17 protein-coding genes are annotated in these 13750 nt (G+C 57.1%); 5 read left to right on the forward strand and 12 right to left on the reverse strand.

The genetic code is table 11. The features are described 5' to 3' along the window. Positions 1-39 precede the first annotated feature (39 nt). The 4 genes from ACO550_RS19435 to ACO550_RS19450 all read right to left on the reverse strand — a co-directional run bounded on the left by ACO550_RS19435 (position 40) and on the right by ACO550_RS19450 (position 2225). On the reverse strand, positions 40-390 hold the full coding sequence (locus tag ACO550_RS19435) for an NUDIX domain-containing protein (protein ID WP_315593595.1): 351 nt from the start codon (positions 388-390) through the stop codon (positions 40-42). Then, on the reverse strand, positions 387-1322 hold the full coding sequence (locus tag ACO550_RS19440; protein WP_315593596.1) for a hypothetical protein: 936 nt from the start codon (positions 1320-1322) through the stop codon (positions 387-389). The genes ACO550_RS19435 and ACO550_RS19440 overlap by 4 nt, the downstream gene beginning before the upstream one ends. Before the next feature lie 151 nt (positions 1323-1473). Then, the gene (locus ACO550_RS19445; RefSeq protein WP_485994939.1) at positions 1474-1821 is read right to left on the reverse strand and encodes a DUF2958 domain-containing protein; all 348 of its coding nucleotides are present in this window, start codon (positions 1819-1821) and stop codon (positions 1474-1476) included. A gap of 164 nt (positions 1822-1985) precedes the next feature. Next, positions 1986-2225 (reverse strand): Cro/CI family transcriptional regulator, encoded by a 240-nt coding sequence (locus ACO550_RS19450; RefSeq protein WP_315593598.1) that lies wholly within the window; start codon positions 2223-2225, stop codon positions 1986-1988. A gap of 69 nt (positions 2226-2294) precedes the next feature. Here ACO550_RS19450 and ACO550_RS19455 point away from each other — a divergent pair, with 69 nt between their 5' ends. Further along, positions 2295-2768 carry a hypothetical protein gene (locus tag ACO550_RS19455; protein ID WP_315593599.1) on the forward strand — a complete coding sequence of 158 codons (474 nt, stop codon included), beginning with the start codon at positions 2295-2297 and terminating at the stop codon, positions 2766-2768. A gap of 620 nt (positions 2769-3388) precedes the next feature. Here ACO550_RS19455 and ACO550_RS19460 read toward each other — a convergent pair. The 4 genes from ACO550_RS19460 to ACO550_RS19475 form a co-directional block, all read right to left on the reverse strand. Further along, entirely contained in the window at positions 3389-3643 is a 255-nt protein-coding gene (locus ACO550_RS19460; protein ID WP_315593600.1) for a hypothetical protein, read from the reverse strand. 18 nt (positions 3644-3661) lie between these two features. Next, positions 3662-4039: a hypothetical protein gene (locus ACO550_RS19465; RefSeq protein ID WP_315593601.1), complete on the reverse strand. Its 378-nt coding sequence runs from the start codon at positions 4037-4039 to the stop codon at positions 3662-3664. 465 nt (positions 4040-4504) lie between these two features. After that, positions 4505-4759, reverse strand: coding sequence for a hypothetical protein (locus tag ACO550_RS19470; RefSeq protein WP_315593602.1), 255 nt, complete (start codon positions 4757-4759; stop codon positions 4505-4507). A gap of 18 nt (positions 4760-4777) precedes the next feature. Next, on the reverse strand, positions 4778-5239 hold the full coding sequence (locus tag ACO550_RS19475) for a hypothetical protein (RefSeq protein WP_315593603.1): 462 nt from the start codon (positions 5237-5239) through the stop codon (positions 4778-4780). Positions 5240-5553: 314 nt separating this feature from the next. Here ACO550_RS19475 and ACO550_RS19480 point away from each other — a divergent pair, with 314 nt between their 5' ends. Beyond that, complete coding sequence (locus ACO550_RS19480; protein ID WP_315593604.1) at positions 5554-5742, forward strand: hypothetical protein; 189 nt, start codon at positions 5554-5556, stop codon at positions 5740-5742. An 840-nt stretch (positions 5743-6582) separates the two neighbouring features. Beyond that, complete coding sequence (locus ACO550_RS19485; protein WP_315593605.1) at positions 6583-6789, forward strand: hypothetical protein; 207 nt, start codon at positions 6583-6585, stop codon at positions 6787-6789. Between the two features lie 664 nt (positions 6790-7453). On the opposite strand, the gene ACO550_RS19490 is transcribed toward ACO550_RS19485, so the two are convergent. Beyond that, entirely contained in the window at positions 7454-7738 is a 285-nt protein-coding gene (locus ACO550_RS19490) for a DUF1488 family protein (protein ID WP_315593606.1), read from the reverse strand. Positions 7739-7795: 57 nt separating this feature from the next. Here ACO550_RS19490 and ACO550_RS19495 point away from each other — a divergent pair, with 57 nt between their 5' ends. Beyond that, positions 7796-8218 carry an H-NS family nucleoid-associated regulatory protein gene (locus ACO550_RS19495; protein ID WP_315593607.1) on the forward strand — a complete coding sequence of 141 codons (423 nt, stop codon included), beginning with the start codon at positions 7796-7798 and terminating at the stop codon, positions 8216-8218. A 265-nt stretch (positions 8219-8483) separates the two neighbouring features. Here the strand turns inward: ACO550_RS19495 and ACO550_RS19500 are convergent, their stop codons facing one another. Continuing rightward, positions 8484-9680 (reverse strand): NHL repeat-containing protein, encoded by a 1197-nt coding sequence (locus ACO550_RS19500; RefSeq protein WP_315593608.1) that lies wholly within the window; start codon positions 9678-9680, stop codon positions 8484-8486. A gap of 808 nt (positions 9681-10488) precedes the next feature. On the opposite strand from ACO550_RS19500, the gene ACO550_RS19505 reads away from it, so the two are divergent. Further along, complete coding sequence (locus ACO550_RS19505; protein WP_315593609.1) at positions 10489-11373, forward strand: Dam family site-specific DNA-(adenine-N6)-methyltransferase; 885 nt, start codon at positions 10489-10491, stop codon at positions 11371-11373. A gap of 144 nt (positions 11374-11517) precedes the next feature. Here ACO550_RS19505 and catA read toward each other — a convergent pair whose 3' ends face one another. Both catA and ACO550_RS19515 read right to left on the reverse strand, forming a co-directional pair. Next, positions 11518-12453, reverse strand: a complete 936-nt coding sequence (catA, locus tag ACO550_RS19510; RefSeq protein ID WP_315593610.1) for a catechol 1,2-dioxygenase — start codon at positions 12451-12453, stop codon at positions 11518-11520. Positions 12454-12646: 193 nt separating this feature from the next. Continuing rightward, complete coding sequence (locus ACO550_RS19515) at positions 12647-13723, reverse strand: DctP family TRAP transporter solute-binding subunit (RefSeq protein ID WP_315593611.1); 1077 nt, start codon at positions 13721-13723, stop codon at positions 12647-12649. Between the last annotated feature and the right edge of the window lie 27 nt (positions 13724-13750).

A 13750-nucleotide genomic window follows, 5' to 3' on the forward strand; every position in this document is an offset into this window, starting at 1 on the left:
ACGATGCTCCTTGCTCTCCTGCTTCCCTTCAAGACGGGTTCACCGGGCGCTTACAATTGGGAAGCGTCCCAACTCCTTATGCTCATGGCTGATCTTCGGAGACACATCCGCGCTGATGTGGCATTCGTAGGTCAATATCACCACCTCAACAGAGTGAATCGGGTAGACCCATGCATCCAGAAGGTCGCCGATTCGGGCGGCTACACTCAGTTCCTCGTCTATTTCACGGGCGAGGCACTCCAGAATATCTTCGCCCGGTTCCAGTTTCCCACCAGGCAACTCCCATTCGTCCCGCTCGTTTTTCAGCAGGATGACCTGCGCGCCGACAAGCATTACGCCTTTGACGGAGATCGGGAATCTTTTCGCGTTTGCGTCACTTGGAATGTTCATTGAATTTCAAACTTTACGATGGTGGCGTCGTCCCTGGCCTTCACGCGAGGCCAACGGGTCTCCTTACTATCCAGCGCCTCGGCATCCCGGGTATTGCTGACCAACCGCTCCAAGCCAGAGACACTGAACGCTTCCTCAAAGAACTCTTCCCTACTCATCAGGTGATAGGTATCCACAATCCGGTAAAGCCCATCCGTCACGAGAAGACCGCGAACCTTAGTGCTGAACCTCATCGCCATCCGCTGCAGTCCGGACAATCCGTGCCCTCTGGGCTCGAGGATCCAGTAGCCGCCAGGTGTATTCATCCTCGCGCGATTCTCACGAATCAAAGGCACCAGCGCCTCCCAGACCGCGCCCCGCTCCAAGACTGTCTGCCTGAGCGCCAGATAGCTGGATAACAACGCGGCATCAAGCTGGCGGACAGCAGAGTCCCCGAACGACGTGATCGCCCCTTTATCGGCCTGCAGCAACATCGTGCAGTCGCCCAGGTTTGCCACTTGAAGACACTGCCCCGTCAGTTGGACTGCCGCGAAGCTCGCCGACGGCACATCGAAGTCCTCCGCGAGGTAGCCCTGTATGCCTTCGTCCTGCCTGACCGATTGCAGCGCGCTATCGAGCGCTTGGGCAACATCCTGCCCAAGCCCCATACCCCGATGAAACGCGGCTGAGAGCGTGGCAACAAAGTGGGCGGCATCGGAAATGCGCTGACCATTGGCATCCAGCACGGTGCGGCGCGACAGGCTGGTAGCGCCGTCCAGGATCCAAGCCGCATTACTGACGCCGCCGCCGATATCCTCGTTGCAGCTTCCCGCTGCAGATGTGTACGTTTCGCTAGTGAACCGCAAGGCCTGCCTCCTTAAGTGTGTTTTCATCGCCTGTGGACAACAAAAGTCTGTATGCGGACCGAGTACCAACGAAATGTGTACGGTCATGCAGCGATCTCAGGTTGTCGATAAGGTAGCCCTGACCTGGGCGCAGGCGTAGACACGGCGAGACGGGTTCAGCACAAGGTCGTTGATCCAGACAGCCGCGTCTAGATTGAGGGCAAAAAGAACAATGTCGCCAGCGTGGTCATCCTGTCATTCAATCGGGAATCGAGCCGTCGAGTTGCGCCAATCGTACGTATTCCGACAGGGGTCGCGTGGCGCGAAAGTACAGGTCGCGCAGAACGGGGCGTTTTCGCGGCCCGACAATTGCAGCCAGATCGGACAGCTTGATCGTCCCCAGTTCGGGCATGCCGATGCCGAGGTCGATCAGACCCCAGGCCGTATCGCCATCGCTCGGGTCGAGCGTGGCCAGCAACCACGTCACGTGCGCATCTGGGGTGAACATCCGAACCACGGGCACAGGGTCGATGGTCCGACCGGCGGCGCTCATCTTCCCATTGGCCAGCAGTTGCTCACGTTGATCGTTTGTAATCAACTCGTTCATGTTCACTTCCTCCTAAAAGGTCAATTTCAGGGTGCATCGCGGGGAGTTCTCCACTGCGACAACATCGCTTTCGATAGCGCCTTCGCAGTCCTCCCGTGCGAGGGCGCTACTGAAGTTCATATAACTTCTGCTGACTCGCCGGTCGGATACAGCCATACAGGCAACTAGGCCTCAGCCGATGCGTTGGCAGCGCCAAGCTCTGGCCACAGGACGTGCCATCTATCCGGCGAAAGATCGTCGAGCGAAGTTGGCGCCCTGCCAGTGGCAAAAGCCAGTTCGGTGACTCTGCTCCGCGGGATTCCGGTCTTACGCCAGTCACTAACCGAGGGCGCTTTGATGCCCAACAGTTTCGCCACTGCACTGGTCCCGCCGAGAAGATCGATAAGTTCGGTAGCTGTAGCCATGCCTAATTTTAGGAATTCCTTATTATAAAGTCAAGGCATTCCTAACGATGATCCTGTTAGGATTTCCTAATGAATACGCTTGCTGACCGGCTTAAAGAAGCCATGTCCGAAATGCCTGAGGTGAAGGCCGTGGAAATCGCTCGCGCCTGCGGGATAAAGAGCGCGTCGATCGTTGACTGGCAAACTGGGCGCACGAAGAAGATGGAGGGTAGCAACCTGCTTGCCACAGCAGAGCTGCTACGGGTGAATCCGTGGTGGCTGGCCACGGGCAGGGGAAACAAGCGGGCTGCCTACGCGCTCGACCCCGGTTACGGTGTTGTCGGTGGAAGCCAATCAGAATCAAACCGCCAAACGTGGCCTTTCAGCGCAAGTCTTGAGGACTACGAAAAGCTGACCGCCGCGCAAAAAATAACACTGGACAACGTCGTGTCCGCCTTTCTATCTTCTAGCCTCGCAGAGGGACGTGAGCTGCTCAGCACACCTACTGCCGTAGGGCCCGTGAAAGCATCGGCCCGACGAGTTCGAAAGGATCCCAATTCGTAGTCCTCGCGTAGTCGGCCTTTGGCGTCGGTTTTCTTAGAGTACAAAATAAGGCCGCTTATCTTGCACTAGTTTGCGAAAAATTCAGTGCGGCTTTCGGCTATGGCAAATCGACCTAGTCTCAAATGAGATGATGGGTAAGCATCAAGCGGCAAGAATGCGTACCTTGCGAGGATTTAGCTTCATAAGAGGCAGAATTCTTCCCTTTACGGCAATGCTGGAGGCTTTCGCGAAAGCCAGCGCGACTTCATTGAAGTTCTAATACGCTGACGCAACGACATGCTGATGAGATTCCGGATGAAGAAGATTCTGCAAATCGCGATGGAGACGAGATTTTTTGGAAGGCGACAAGAAGCGCGGCCATCTGCCGGTAAGGTCGTCAGCACAACGTTCGTCCGACGAGACGCTACCTTTGGCGATCGGAAGGGCTTAGCGTAGGACATCCTCGCCGCTGCCTGAGACGTGTGCGGTAAGGAAGTCGCGACACCCGCACAGTCCACGCCGGCCATACGCGCGGCTCGCCGCTGAGAAGACCGAGCAACGCCCGGCTCTCGCTCCTCTGCTGAAAAGAAAAACGAGCGCCACAGAGGACGCCCGTTAGAAGAGGCGTTGCGACTACCACATCAGATGAGCTGCTCACCCTCCTGGTCGAGGCCGAGCACCGGCTCGCCATAGGGAGGAAGGTCATCCAACCAGAAAGTCCACCTGAATGGAAAGACCACCATGCCGCTCTCGCCTGCATGGGCAAAGCACCGGCGAAGCTCCATGTGATACTCATAGAACTTGTCTTCACCCACCGATTTGACGGCCTCCTCCCATGCATCGAAGTCGGCGACCAGCTTCGCGCAGGCCACTGGACCGAACGTCGCGCCGGTCATGCCGTAACGGAACAGCTCCTAGAATGGACCGCGTCCGCCGGTCTCCGGATACTTCTCTTCGTCCTCGACCAAAGCGGCCACCGCTTTGAACCATTCTGCAGGAGTTCTGCGACCTTGCAGCGGCTTCCCTGGAGCAATCAGAACAGTGAGCTTGCGGCAGTAGTTGTAGAACCACGGATTATTGATGTCGTCGTAGCAGAACATCTCCCGGCTGCTCGGCTCGAACTCGTAGGCAGCCTCGGGGAGCAAACCCTCTGCGAGCTGCGGATACGAACTCGGCGCGACCACTGCAACCGTGGAGCACTGCTTCCCCAACAGCGAATGGTGAAAGCCAAGGCGGTCAGGGGTTCTGGCCAAGTTCGAGATGGCAATGAAACAGCAAAAGCGCACACCCATGGAAAACTCCAGCGAAACTAGCATTGGAAGTTGGCGTGTCGAACGTGAAGCCGACTTCCGAAACGATGTTATTGAGCAGGTCTTTGACCTCGGTTCTAGCTCGCCGACAGAACGGCTTGCGGAGAGGTATATTGCGAAATTGCTCAATGACGACGTGCTGGAGGAATGGGCCGACGGAAATCGCCCCTCAATGCCAAGGTGTTTTCGTCGGAAATTTCTTTTGTAACAGAGGAAAGGAAGACCGCAGGCAGCGGTCCCGCTGCGGCGCGATTGGAAAGGTCGAGGTCGGCGAAGGTGGGAAGACGGAAAATGTAGCGGGCGCATTGAGCGTTGCCCAGGGCTACCGGGAACGCAGTCTCGCCAGCGCATCCCGTGGCACTAGGACTGGCCAGTCACCCCGCGTTGCCTACGAGTTACGAGAGGCAACCACGAATATCGCAAGGCGACAGCCCCCGCTGATCCGTATCAGTCTTCCTGCGTAAGAGAACGCAAGGACCGGCCGTTTGTTTCCTCTATTCTGACTTCGCCCTTCCACCAAAGCGCGATGGTCTTCTCGCTACGAGCGATCGGAAATCCCCGAGCCACTTCTTCGCCCTTGTCCAGCAGGACGTAACAGTAGTCGTGCTTCTCCGCGGCAGCCTTGCAACCCCTTTCGTAATTCTTCACCTTCGCTTCGGCGGCTTTGTTGCCAGCATAGTTGCCTATGTACGGCACGAACACGAGAGCTAAGAGCAAGAACTACGGGATGGAGAACGTGACTCCTATTGCAAAGGCATTCGCACCAAGCCAGTTCAGCGCACCAGTGGCCCACTTAGCATCGTTCAAGACCTGCGGGTTAAATCTAAATTTGGTAGAGAGCTTTCGCAACACCGAAGGCGCAAACCAAGCGAGGGTGGTGCCGCCACAGAGCATTAGCAGTGGAATATAACTGCGGGTCGCATACTCGACCCACCCTGACAAGCCAAACACAGCAGCTGAGTACGCCCCTACGTAAAGGTCTCTGTCTCCGATCGCAAACAGAAACGCCTTCAGTTTGAAAACATTGCTGTAGGCCTCGTTGTAGGCCAGGCCATTCAGATAGGCCACCTTCAGACCGATTCCCCCCGAGATGATCGCCTTGAGAATCCATTGCGCTCGCTGAAACCATAGCTGATTGCCGTTCTCTTGGGGAACGAGCTTCTTGTACTCAACGACATCCATATTTCCTCTTGCGATTGCGGAATGCCGAGACGAGAAACCGCTGACTCTATAATACAGGCTGCCTGCTCATACCCCTGTAGCCTCTACGCCTGCTGTTGCAGTGCATAGACGTTTGCGGCAAGCAACTCTTCTGCAATCGCAGTGTCAGCCAATCCGAAGGCTTCACCTGCAGCCAGACTTTCCGAATACGATTCCTCGGTCGTTGGCCAATGCCGTCGTGATGCGCGGTTACAGCATGACGCCCTGGTTGCCCTCCTCATCCATGGAGTCCAAACCCGCCCAGTGCTGAAATTCGACGACGACAAGGAGACACGATGGAACTCACCAGAATCGTTGTATGCGAGTGTGGAGTGCCGGCCCGAGTTCGCGAGATTCCCTACGACCTGGGCGGCACGACGCTGCGCGATTGGGCGCCGTGCCCGTGGTGCTACCGGAAGCTGCATCAGATGGAAGGTGAAGGCATCGTCCTTGTCGAGCTGGTGACCGCAGAGGAATGGGACTAGCTCAGGTTTCTGCATCCACCTCTCGAAGTGTTGGTTACGTTACTCATAGAGTGCGCGACGATAAGTCGCGTCGTGATGAAGCCCACGCTGACAGTCCGAGCCGGCGCACGTCCATTGCCGCCTGCTTCTTTTTTGCGGCCGGTCGTATATACTGTATAAATATACAGTGCCTTTGGCTTCGACCATGCTTCCAGAACCAGCAAACTGCCCGTTGTGTAGCGCTGCCGCAGAGCGAATCCGGTCGTCCGTGCTTGGGGGATACCGATACACATGCCCAAGGTGCGGTTCGTTCGGCATAGATTCGGCTGCCTTGGTCGATTTGGAAGCCGCCACATCGGCCCGGCAGGCCGTGGCTCGATTGCGATCGTATGGCCACCTGCCTGTCATCACACGGAATAAACAAGGCGTTTGCGTAGGGCCTGGCCGCACTTGAAACGTATGAACAGTCGCGACGGCCAATGCCGTGGGAGAAGGACAACATGGGGAACAACCGTCTGGCTACGAAATGCCATATGCCGGGAGCAACATCGAATCAACCTGCGGCCCCGGGAGCTAATGGGATTCTCGGGCGTATTCAAGGTCAGTACGTATCTGCTGCCATCCTTGCGCTTCCTCCCGCAGCAACCTCCTCTGAGGAGCACTTGGAGGTCGATATGGACGCGGGTCCGGATGGCCGAGTACGGTTCTTCGCTGAGAAGAAACAGGCCAAACGCCACCAGCACTCCCACTACTTTTGGTCGGTGTACCGGGTCGAGCCGGTGAAAGCTGACAATTTGCAGTAAGTCACGGGCAGCCAGGACGACGCGCTTCACTGCACGGAAAGCATCGTCGAGGAGCGAAATGATGATGACGCATGAAGACTGGCGCGAACGGGTGGTTGCCACTGGCATCACGCTATGTCCGGCCTGCGAATCGACAGATATCACTCTCGGCGCTTGCGGGGTAGGCGCAACTACCATCCATCAGGAATATGTGTGTGAGAGTTGCCAGCATTCGTTCGCTGGCATGTTCACGTTGCTCGGCTACTACGACGAAGGTTCGACTTGAACTCGGCCAGCGCGAAACGATTGTTTGCGATGTGACTTCCCTGCAACGGGGTGGCAGCGGCATCAAACCACCTTGTGTATGCTTGCCTCGAGTCCAAGCATAGGACTCATACACCGATATGCTCCATCGCTGGATTCGACTTCTCGCTCAGGCTTTCTTTGTCGCGATCATCATCGTGGCAGCTGCAGTTTTGTCTCGTGGCATCTACCTTCAGGTTGTGCAACCACCGGCAGCAGAGCTTGAAGACGTGAGCGATATCGACCGGTCTACGCTTGGCTGCCCAGCACCGCGCTGGGAGCAGAAGGCTAGAAGTGACGGAAGCTCTGAACCCGAGGCCACTAGACCTGCCGGCTGCCTGGAATCCTGACGAGAGCAGCAAGCGGGGCACTGCAACCAGTTGCATCTGGCGTGAATAAACTGCGCGCAAAGGTGAGCATTCCGGACATCGCCTCTTGGGTTAAGACTGGCTTCCGGTAACCGTTACTCCAAGTCTGGCTGCGAACCCCGCTCCAGTACTTCTATGGGCGGGCGGTACTATCGTACTGCTCGCCTCTTTTCCGCATGCACTGGCGTGTCATCGTGACGCGAGAAAAAGAAGCCCATCACATGCGGCGATGGGCCCGTCCATAAACGTGTGCAGATCGTCAGCGTCCGTTCGTTGAACCTAGAAATCTTCAGCGCGTAGCACGACGTAGTGGTGGCCGCCAATCGATGTGCGCTGAATGCGCGCAGCCACGTTGCGAATGCGTTCCCATCCCTTCCGAAACGCTTCGGCAATTGCCACATCTCGTTGCTGCGGGGACACCCCTGTTGGCTCGAGACCGAAGTGGTCCTCAAGCGCTTGCCGTGTGACTACGAACGTTTGGCTGCGTCCTGCAATTAGGTAGTCGAACTGAACTGCCACGTCGCCCTCGACGTGAGCAATCTTGGGCTCAATTGGGTAGACCATCCCGCCTCCGTGGATTGGCAACCCAGTTAGAATACACTGGCGCGAACGGCGGCAGGCATGACCCTTGAGACGCGACCAACATTCACCGCGCTGTCGGCTTACCACCCGGTTTCACTGCCCTCCCTCGGTCCACGCCCTGACGACCGTCTCAAGAAGGCGCCAAACTTGCACACCCAAATGGCCAGCTTCCACAATCCAGCGCAACTCTCGATTCTTCACAATTCCGAGGCTCAAACGCTTCGCGAGCGAGCTGCGGCCATTCTTTGGGTGAAATCGCAAATGGCCAGGCATGGCATCACCGCAGACGACCTGGTTTCAGCGGGTTGTTTCGGGGAGCAGTTCGTGGAACCGAAGGTAGAAGTGCGTGCCCAGTACAAAGATGCCGTTGGCCACTCCTGGAATGGCGAAGGCGCACTTCCAGAATGGCTCCAGCGCGCGGTCAACGCCGGTCAATCCGTTGAGCACTTCAAGGTGGCGTAGCGTTACTCGCAGCGCTGATCGCACGGAGGCGGCCTGACGGTGTGCATCGTTGTGGCGCTCGTTATTGGTCGGCTAGGCACGGCAGCGATAGGGAAAAACTGGTCTCTGTGGGGGAAGGTTGAGACGACCAGCACGCGGGCGAAGATAGCCCGTCTATCGGAACTATCCAGGATATGGATAGTGAAAGGATCCGACATCTTGCATGCAGGAATCCGCTACAGCGGCTCCCTCTGGTCGTCCATCTCGGTCGAAAGCATCATAAAGTTCACGGCGCCGGCACTGGCACGATCTTCCTGACCAAATTATTGAAGGTGTCGGCCACATATAGCGTGCCATCCTTGTCCATGGCGACACCGTAAGGCTGCTTGAACCTCGCTGCAGAGCCGATCCCATTCTGTGCGCCAGTAGCGCCCGCCTGCCCGGCAAGTGTGGAAACAACGCCGGCCGGCGTAACCTTGCGGATCAAATTATTGCCCGTATCCGCCACGTAGATGTTCCCATCGACACCTACAGTCACGCCACCCGGCGAATTGAACGATGCCGTGTTCCCCGGGCCATCCAACGCACCGTTCGCACCAGAACCAGCGAGCGTTGTCGCCACCCCTCCCGATGTCAGCTTACGGATGCGGTTGTTTCGGCTATCAGCCGCATAGATGCTGCCCTGGCCATCCATGGCAATGCTGTAGAGCCCGTTGAACAGCGCTGCCGTTCCCGTTCCATCGGCAAAGCCCGGCAAGTTGACTGTGCCAGCCAGCGTTGACACATCCAGGCCAGGCGTGATCTTGCGGAAAACGTGGCTGTAGTATTCGGACACATAGAGATTGCCGGACTCATCCAGCGCAATCCCGGCCGGACCCGCGAATGATGCAGCTATACCATTGCCATCTACCGCGCTTCTTGCCCCATTGCCGGCAATCGTGGTCACATCGCCTACCGGGGTAATCTTGCGTATGCGATTGCCGCTCAGCTCAGTTGCGTAGACGTTCCCTGACCCGTCGAGAGCGATACCACCCAGACCGTCAAAGTACGCCGCGGCCCCAATACCGTCCACTGGGCCGACAAATGAACCGCCACCTGCGACCGTCGACACATCCCCCGAAGACGAGATTTTTCGCAGGAGACCGGTCTGCACATCCGACACAAATAGGTTTCGGTCTTTGGTGATGACGATCCCGTACGGCAGGGACAAGGTTGCCAGGCTCCCGCTCCCATTGGCTGAGCCTGCCGCGCCCGAGCCAGCTAGCGTCGACACCTTCGCAGCGGCGGCGGAACAAGCCACCGCGACGTCCGTGACGGCTGCTGAAGCCTTGCCACTACCTTGAGTAACAGAACAGAACTGCCAAAAAGGCTGTGTACGGACAGTGACAGCATAGGAAGAGCCGTCTGCGACGGGAGAGGCAAAGACAAATCTGCCGTCCGCCAACACCTTCAGGTCATCACCAGCATTGTTCTGAAGCACCATGCTGCCGCTGAGGCCGCTGATAGTTCCTCCGACTACATGCGTAACCGCGGCAGGAGTTGCTGGCACCGCTGCGCCACCTGGCTGCGATGCGGCAGGTTGAGGCGTATCGCTATGGTCTCCCCCGCAAGAAGCCAACAGCCATGCTGCCCCTACTACGGCACCCACGCGACCCATTTCCTTGGCTCGGCTCAAGCTCATCCCTTCCCCCCCTTTCTTTTAGTGTTTTTGAGTTCCCGAAAACGTGAACGCTGCGCAGCGCGCGTTCCGATGCTGCTCTACTTGCCTACATCGATGAAATGCCGACAGGCTTTTCCATCAGGGCACCGACCCTATCGCAAGCTCCCGCAAACTGTATATCCCCAATAGTGGGGACATTCCTTCGTTGCGCAGCCACGTGCCCCAGCGAGGAGGATGGCTACGTCTTCGCATCTACGATGCGTCCAAAAAAAACCCGCCAGAGAACTGGCGGGCTAGGGGTGTCGGGACGGGTCAATATCCCGAAGCAAAGAATAAGGATTCGGACCCAAGCGCGATGTCAGAGTTTGTCTGATACATGCTGAACTTTCCTGAACTCAGACTTCAGCAAAAAAGAAGCCCGTCACATAGCGATGACGGGCATTTGCTCAAAACCTCGGAGGTGAAGAAAGGCACGATTCTGGACACGCGCGCCGTCTCCAATGTAAGGCCTCAGCACTGAGCCCCGATGTAGGCGTTCCGCTGATTCAGCATCGCACCGTCCTGGCTGCCAATTGCGCACCAGCGATGTCTTCATGCGCGTCATCACCACCCGCGCGCACCTATACTGAGGATGCAAAAACATCCTCAACTCCAAGCCGCAGAAGCTGGCACCCTCCTCTCCTCCAATATCCCAGCTCAGGCTGGGCCGATTTTGAAGTGGCCTGGCGGCAAGACCCAGCTGCTGCCCATGCTCAGAGACTTGCTGCCTGCAGGCAACCGTCTCATTGAGCCTTTCCTCGGCGGTGCCAGTGTGTTCTTGGGAACAGATTTCCCGAGCTACCTGCTACTCGATGCGCATAATGACCTCATCGGCATGAACAAACAGATGGTCGAGCGTCCCGAAAGGATTATCGAGCTGGCACGCCCGCTGTTTTCCGAGTACGCGGCCAACCAGGATATTTACTTACATGTCCGCGATGCCTTCAATCGAGCAACGCCGGCCGACGTGCGGGCAGCATACTTTCTGTACCTGAACAAGTTCTGCTTCAACGGGCTGTCGCGGTACTCCGCAAAGGGCAACTTCAATGTGCCGTGGAATCGGTCCGCTCGGGCGCCAGCGCTACCAGAAGACAGCATTCGGGCGTTCAGCGAACGTGCGCGAAGCAAGGCGGTCATCGTGCAAGGAGATTTCACGGATGCGTTCAAGCTTGCGGTGCTTGGCGACGTCATCTACTGCGACCCACCGTATGTGGACCTAGCGGATGCGCCGTCTTTTACGAAATACACGGCAGAGGGCTTCCCTCGAGAACGTCAACAAGAGTTGGCAGATTTGGCTCGCGCCACGGCGGCTAGAGGCATTCCGGTCGTAATCTCCAACCACCTGACTGCCGAAACTCGGGAGCTGTATCGAGGTTCCGAATGTCACGAAGTCGGAGTTCGAAGAAGTGTCGCCGCCCGGGCAAGCAGCAGGAGGATAGTCTCCGAAGGACTTTTCGTGTTCCAGCTCCAGAATTGACGGCGATAAGTATATGCAAACAAGCCCGCTCACGAACCGAGCGGGCTTTGGCTGCTGAAAACTGCCGCGACTTAGAAATTTCGCGGTGTCGCATGTCGTCAATTCGTAGGCCGTTCATCCTTCGTGGCCGCCATACATGAAACCTTACGCTGTGACGGACGCGCGCAGGCGATTCACCACTTGGTTGTCCTTTCCTTGTACCAGCGGTGTCAACTCGAAGTTAAACTCGATTTCCTTGAACGCGTCGTCTTTCAGCCCGAGCGCAGCGCCGCCTGTCTTTTCGACGACGTGTGGAACCAGTTCTTCGCGGGTGGCATAAGCAAAATCGTCCCAGATTAGCGGATCGCCTTCGATGTTGATTTGCGTCGTGAGCTTGCGGGTCTTGTCGCTCGTCACGAAGAAGTGCACGTGCGCAGGCCGATTGCCGTGGCGGGCCATGGCGTCGAGCAGTTGTTGCGTCGCGCCTTGCGGGGGACAACCATAGCCGACCGGCATCAGCGTGCGGAACTCGTATTTACCGTCGGCGCCGGTCTTTACCGCGCCGCGAAGGTTGAAATCGTCCTGGGCACCGGTCGGGTCGAAGTGCGAGTAGAAGCCCTTGGAGTTGGCGTGCCAGCATTCGACCACTGCATCAGCCACAGGCTTGCCGTCTGGTCCGGTGACGGTGCCACGGATGACGAGGGGGCCCGCAGCATCGTCGGCATTGATGTCAATCCTGGATACGCCCTCACGCACCGGGGCGCCCGCAACATACAGCGGGCCTTCAATGGTGCGCGGGGTGCCACCGTGGATGTCGGCTTCACGGTCCGCGGCATCCATGCGAATGTCGAGATATTTTTCGAGACCTAGGCCGGCGGCCAGAAGCGCCGCCTCGCCATCCTGGCCAAGCTTGTTGAAGTAGTTCACGCCGGCCCAAATCTCGTCAGGGGTCATGTCTAAGTCGTCAATGGCCTTGAAGAGGTCGCTCAGCAAACGATGCGTGATCTGCTTGGTACGCGCGTTGCCATCTTGGCTCCCCAGATTGGCGGCGGCCTTGAGCAGGTCCTGCACTTCCTTGGCGTCGAAAACTTTGGCACTCATGTCTGCTCCTTTGTTCTGTAATTATTGTTTGGTGGTCATCCCCTCTTTTCAGATCGGCCTCAACCTGTTCAAAAGGCGTCGTCCCTGAAAGCAGCAAGGGGGAGTGCCACGCATGCGGCGCCCGGCATATCCGAACCATGAGGTAACGCAAGGAGTCAGCTCTTGCCAGTTTCCTCCGATTGGAAAGCCGCCCTCAGGCTAAGCCGCCCGAGTACTTTTCAAGCAACGCCCAAGCTTCCTGCCCGAATCTTTTCTTCCATTCAGCGTAGTAGCCGGATTTCTGCAGCGCCGCCCGGAACGGTCTTCCGTCCACACTATTGAATGTCATTCCTCTCAACTTGAGCGATTCAACCAACGAGTCGTTGACCTCTGCATTTACCCTGCGTTCCTTCATAGCGTGGGCGTCGAAATTTCGAGAGGCCACCTGCCTTAGATCATCTGGCAACGCGTCCCATGAGCGCTTATTCGCGCAGAGCCAGAAACCATCCCATGCATGCGACGTCAAAGAGCAACTCTTTTGAACCTCATAGAGCTTGGCCATTTCGATCAGCGAGAGAGGATTCTCTTGCCCATCGACAATCTTGGTTTGCAAGGCCGTGTACAACTCAGCGTAGTTGATGTTGGTCGGTGCAGCGCCGAGTGACTTAAACAACGAAGTCAACATTGGACTGACTGGCACCCGAATCTTCATCCCAAGCAAGTCGTTGGGCGAGCCAATGCTCTTGCCACTACTCCTGACATGGCGGAATCCGTGGTCCCAAATTTTGGTTTGCGGAACAAGATTCACCTTCCCGAAAGCTGATCGAATATAGCTACCGAGGTCTCCATCCATCGCATTCCATATAGTCTGATAGTTGGGAAATGCGAATGCCGTTCCATTGATTGAAGCGACAGGGACGAGGGTTGCCCATACGAGACCGGCCGTACTGACGAAGTCGATTGCGCCAGAGCGGACTTGAGAGATCGTATCGGTATCGCTGCCGAGCTGGCCATTTGCATGCACTTGGATATCCAGGCGGCCGTTTGACTCACGGAGAATGTCAGTACACGCAGCCTTCAGCGCGGTTGGTATCGGGTGCTTGTCAGGGAGGGAGATGGCCAGCTTGTACTTATACTTCCGGGACTCTTCCGCCCGACCGATGACTGGGACAACCAGACTGCTGCATACGATGGCAGTTGCTGCAACCCCTACAACCTTCTTCAGAGCTCCCCGCCGGAGCAAATTGATATCCGGCTGCTCGCTGGACTCGGCAGTTTCTCGGTCGCTCATGTCTTGTCTCCCGTCCTTGTGCTCAGA

Source organism: Cupriavidus sp. (assembly GCF_057315035.1).

What these genes read in the sequence shown, in the direction of transcription:
- ACO550_RS19500 (WP_315593608.1), bottom strand. Translation starts at nt 9,680, where the DNA reads ATGGTGCTTCAGAACAATGCTGGTGATGACCTGAAGGTGTTGGCGGAC.
- ACO550_RS19490 (WP_315593606.1), bottom strand. Translation starts at nt 7,738, where the DNA reads ATGGTCTACCCAATTGAGCCCAAGATTGCTCACGTCGAGGGCGACGTG.
- ACO550_RS19475 (WP_315593603.1), bottom strand. Translation starts at nt 5,239, where the DNA reads ATGGATGTCGTTGAGTACAAGAAGCTCGTTCCCCAAGAGAACGGCAAT.
- ACO550_RS19460 (WP_315593600.1), bottom strand. Translation starts at nt 3,643, where the DNA reads ATGACCGGCGCGACGTTCGGTCCAGTGGCCTGCGCGAAGCTGGTCGCC.
- ACO550_RS19455 (WP_315593599.1), top strand. Translation starts at nt 2,295, where the DNA reads ATGAATACGCTTGCTGACCGGCTTAAAGAAGCCATGTCCGAAATGCCT.
- ACO550_RS19495 (WP_315593607.1), top strand. Translation starts at nt 7,796, where the DNA reads ATGACCCTTGAGACGCGACCAACATTCACCGCGCTGTCGGCTTACCAC.
- ACO550_RS19485 (WP_315593605.1), top strand. Translation starts at nt 6,583, where the DNA reads ATGATGATGACGCATGAAGACTGGCGCGAACGGGTGGTTGCCACTGGC.
- catA (WP_315593610.1), bottom strand. Translation starts at nt 12,453, where the DNA reads ATGAGTGCCAAAGTTTTCGACGCCAAGGAAGTGCAGGACCTGCTCAAG.
- ACO550_RS19515 (WP_315593611.1), bottom strand. Translation starts at nt 13,723, where the DNA reads ATGAGCGACCGAGAAACTGCCGAGTCCAGCGAGCAGCCGGATATCAAT.
- ACO550_RS19450 (WP_315593598.1), bottom strand. Translation starts at nt 2,225, where the DNA reads ATGGCTACAGCTACCGAACTTATCGATCTTCTCGGCGGGACCAGTGCA.
- ACO550_RS19435 (WP_315593595.1), bottom strand. Translation starts at nt 390, where the DNA reads ATGAACATTCCAAGTGACGCAAACGCGAAAAGATTCCCGATCTCCGTC.
- ACO550_RS19465 (WP_315593601.1), bottom strand. Translation starts at nt 4,039, where the DNA reads ATGGGTGTGCGCTTTTGCTGTTTCATTGCCATCTCGAACTTGGCCAGA.
- ACO550_RS19440 (WP_315593596.1), bottom strand. Translation starts at nt 1,322, where the DNA reads ATGACCGTACACATTTCGTTGGTACTCGGTCCGCATACAGACTTTTGT.
- ACO550_RS19445 (WP_485994939.1), bottom strand. Translation starts at nt 1,821, where the DNA reads ATGAACGAGTTGATTACAAACGATCAACGTGAGCAACTGCTGGCCAAT.
- ACO550_RS19480 (WP_315593604.1), top strand. Translation starts at nt 5,554, where the DNA reads ATGGAACTCACCAGAATCGTTGTATGCGAGTGTGGAGTGCCGGCCCGA.
- ACO550_RS19505 (WP_315593609.1), top strand. Translation starts at nt 10,489, where the DNA reads ATGCAAAAACATCCTCAACTCCAAGCCGCAGAAGCTGGCACCCTCCTC.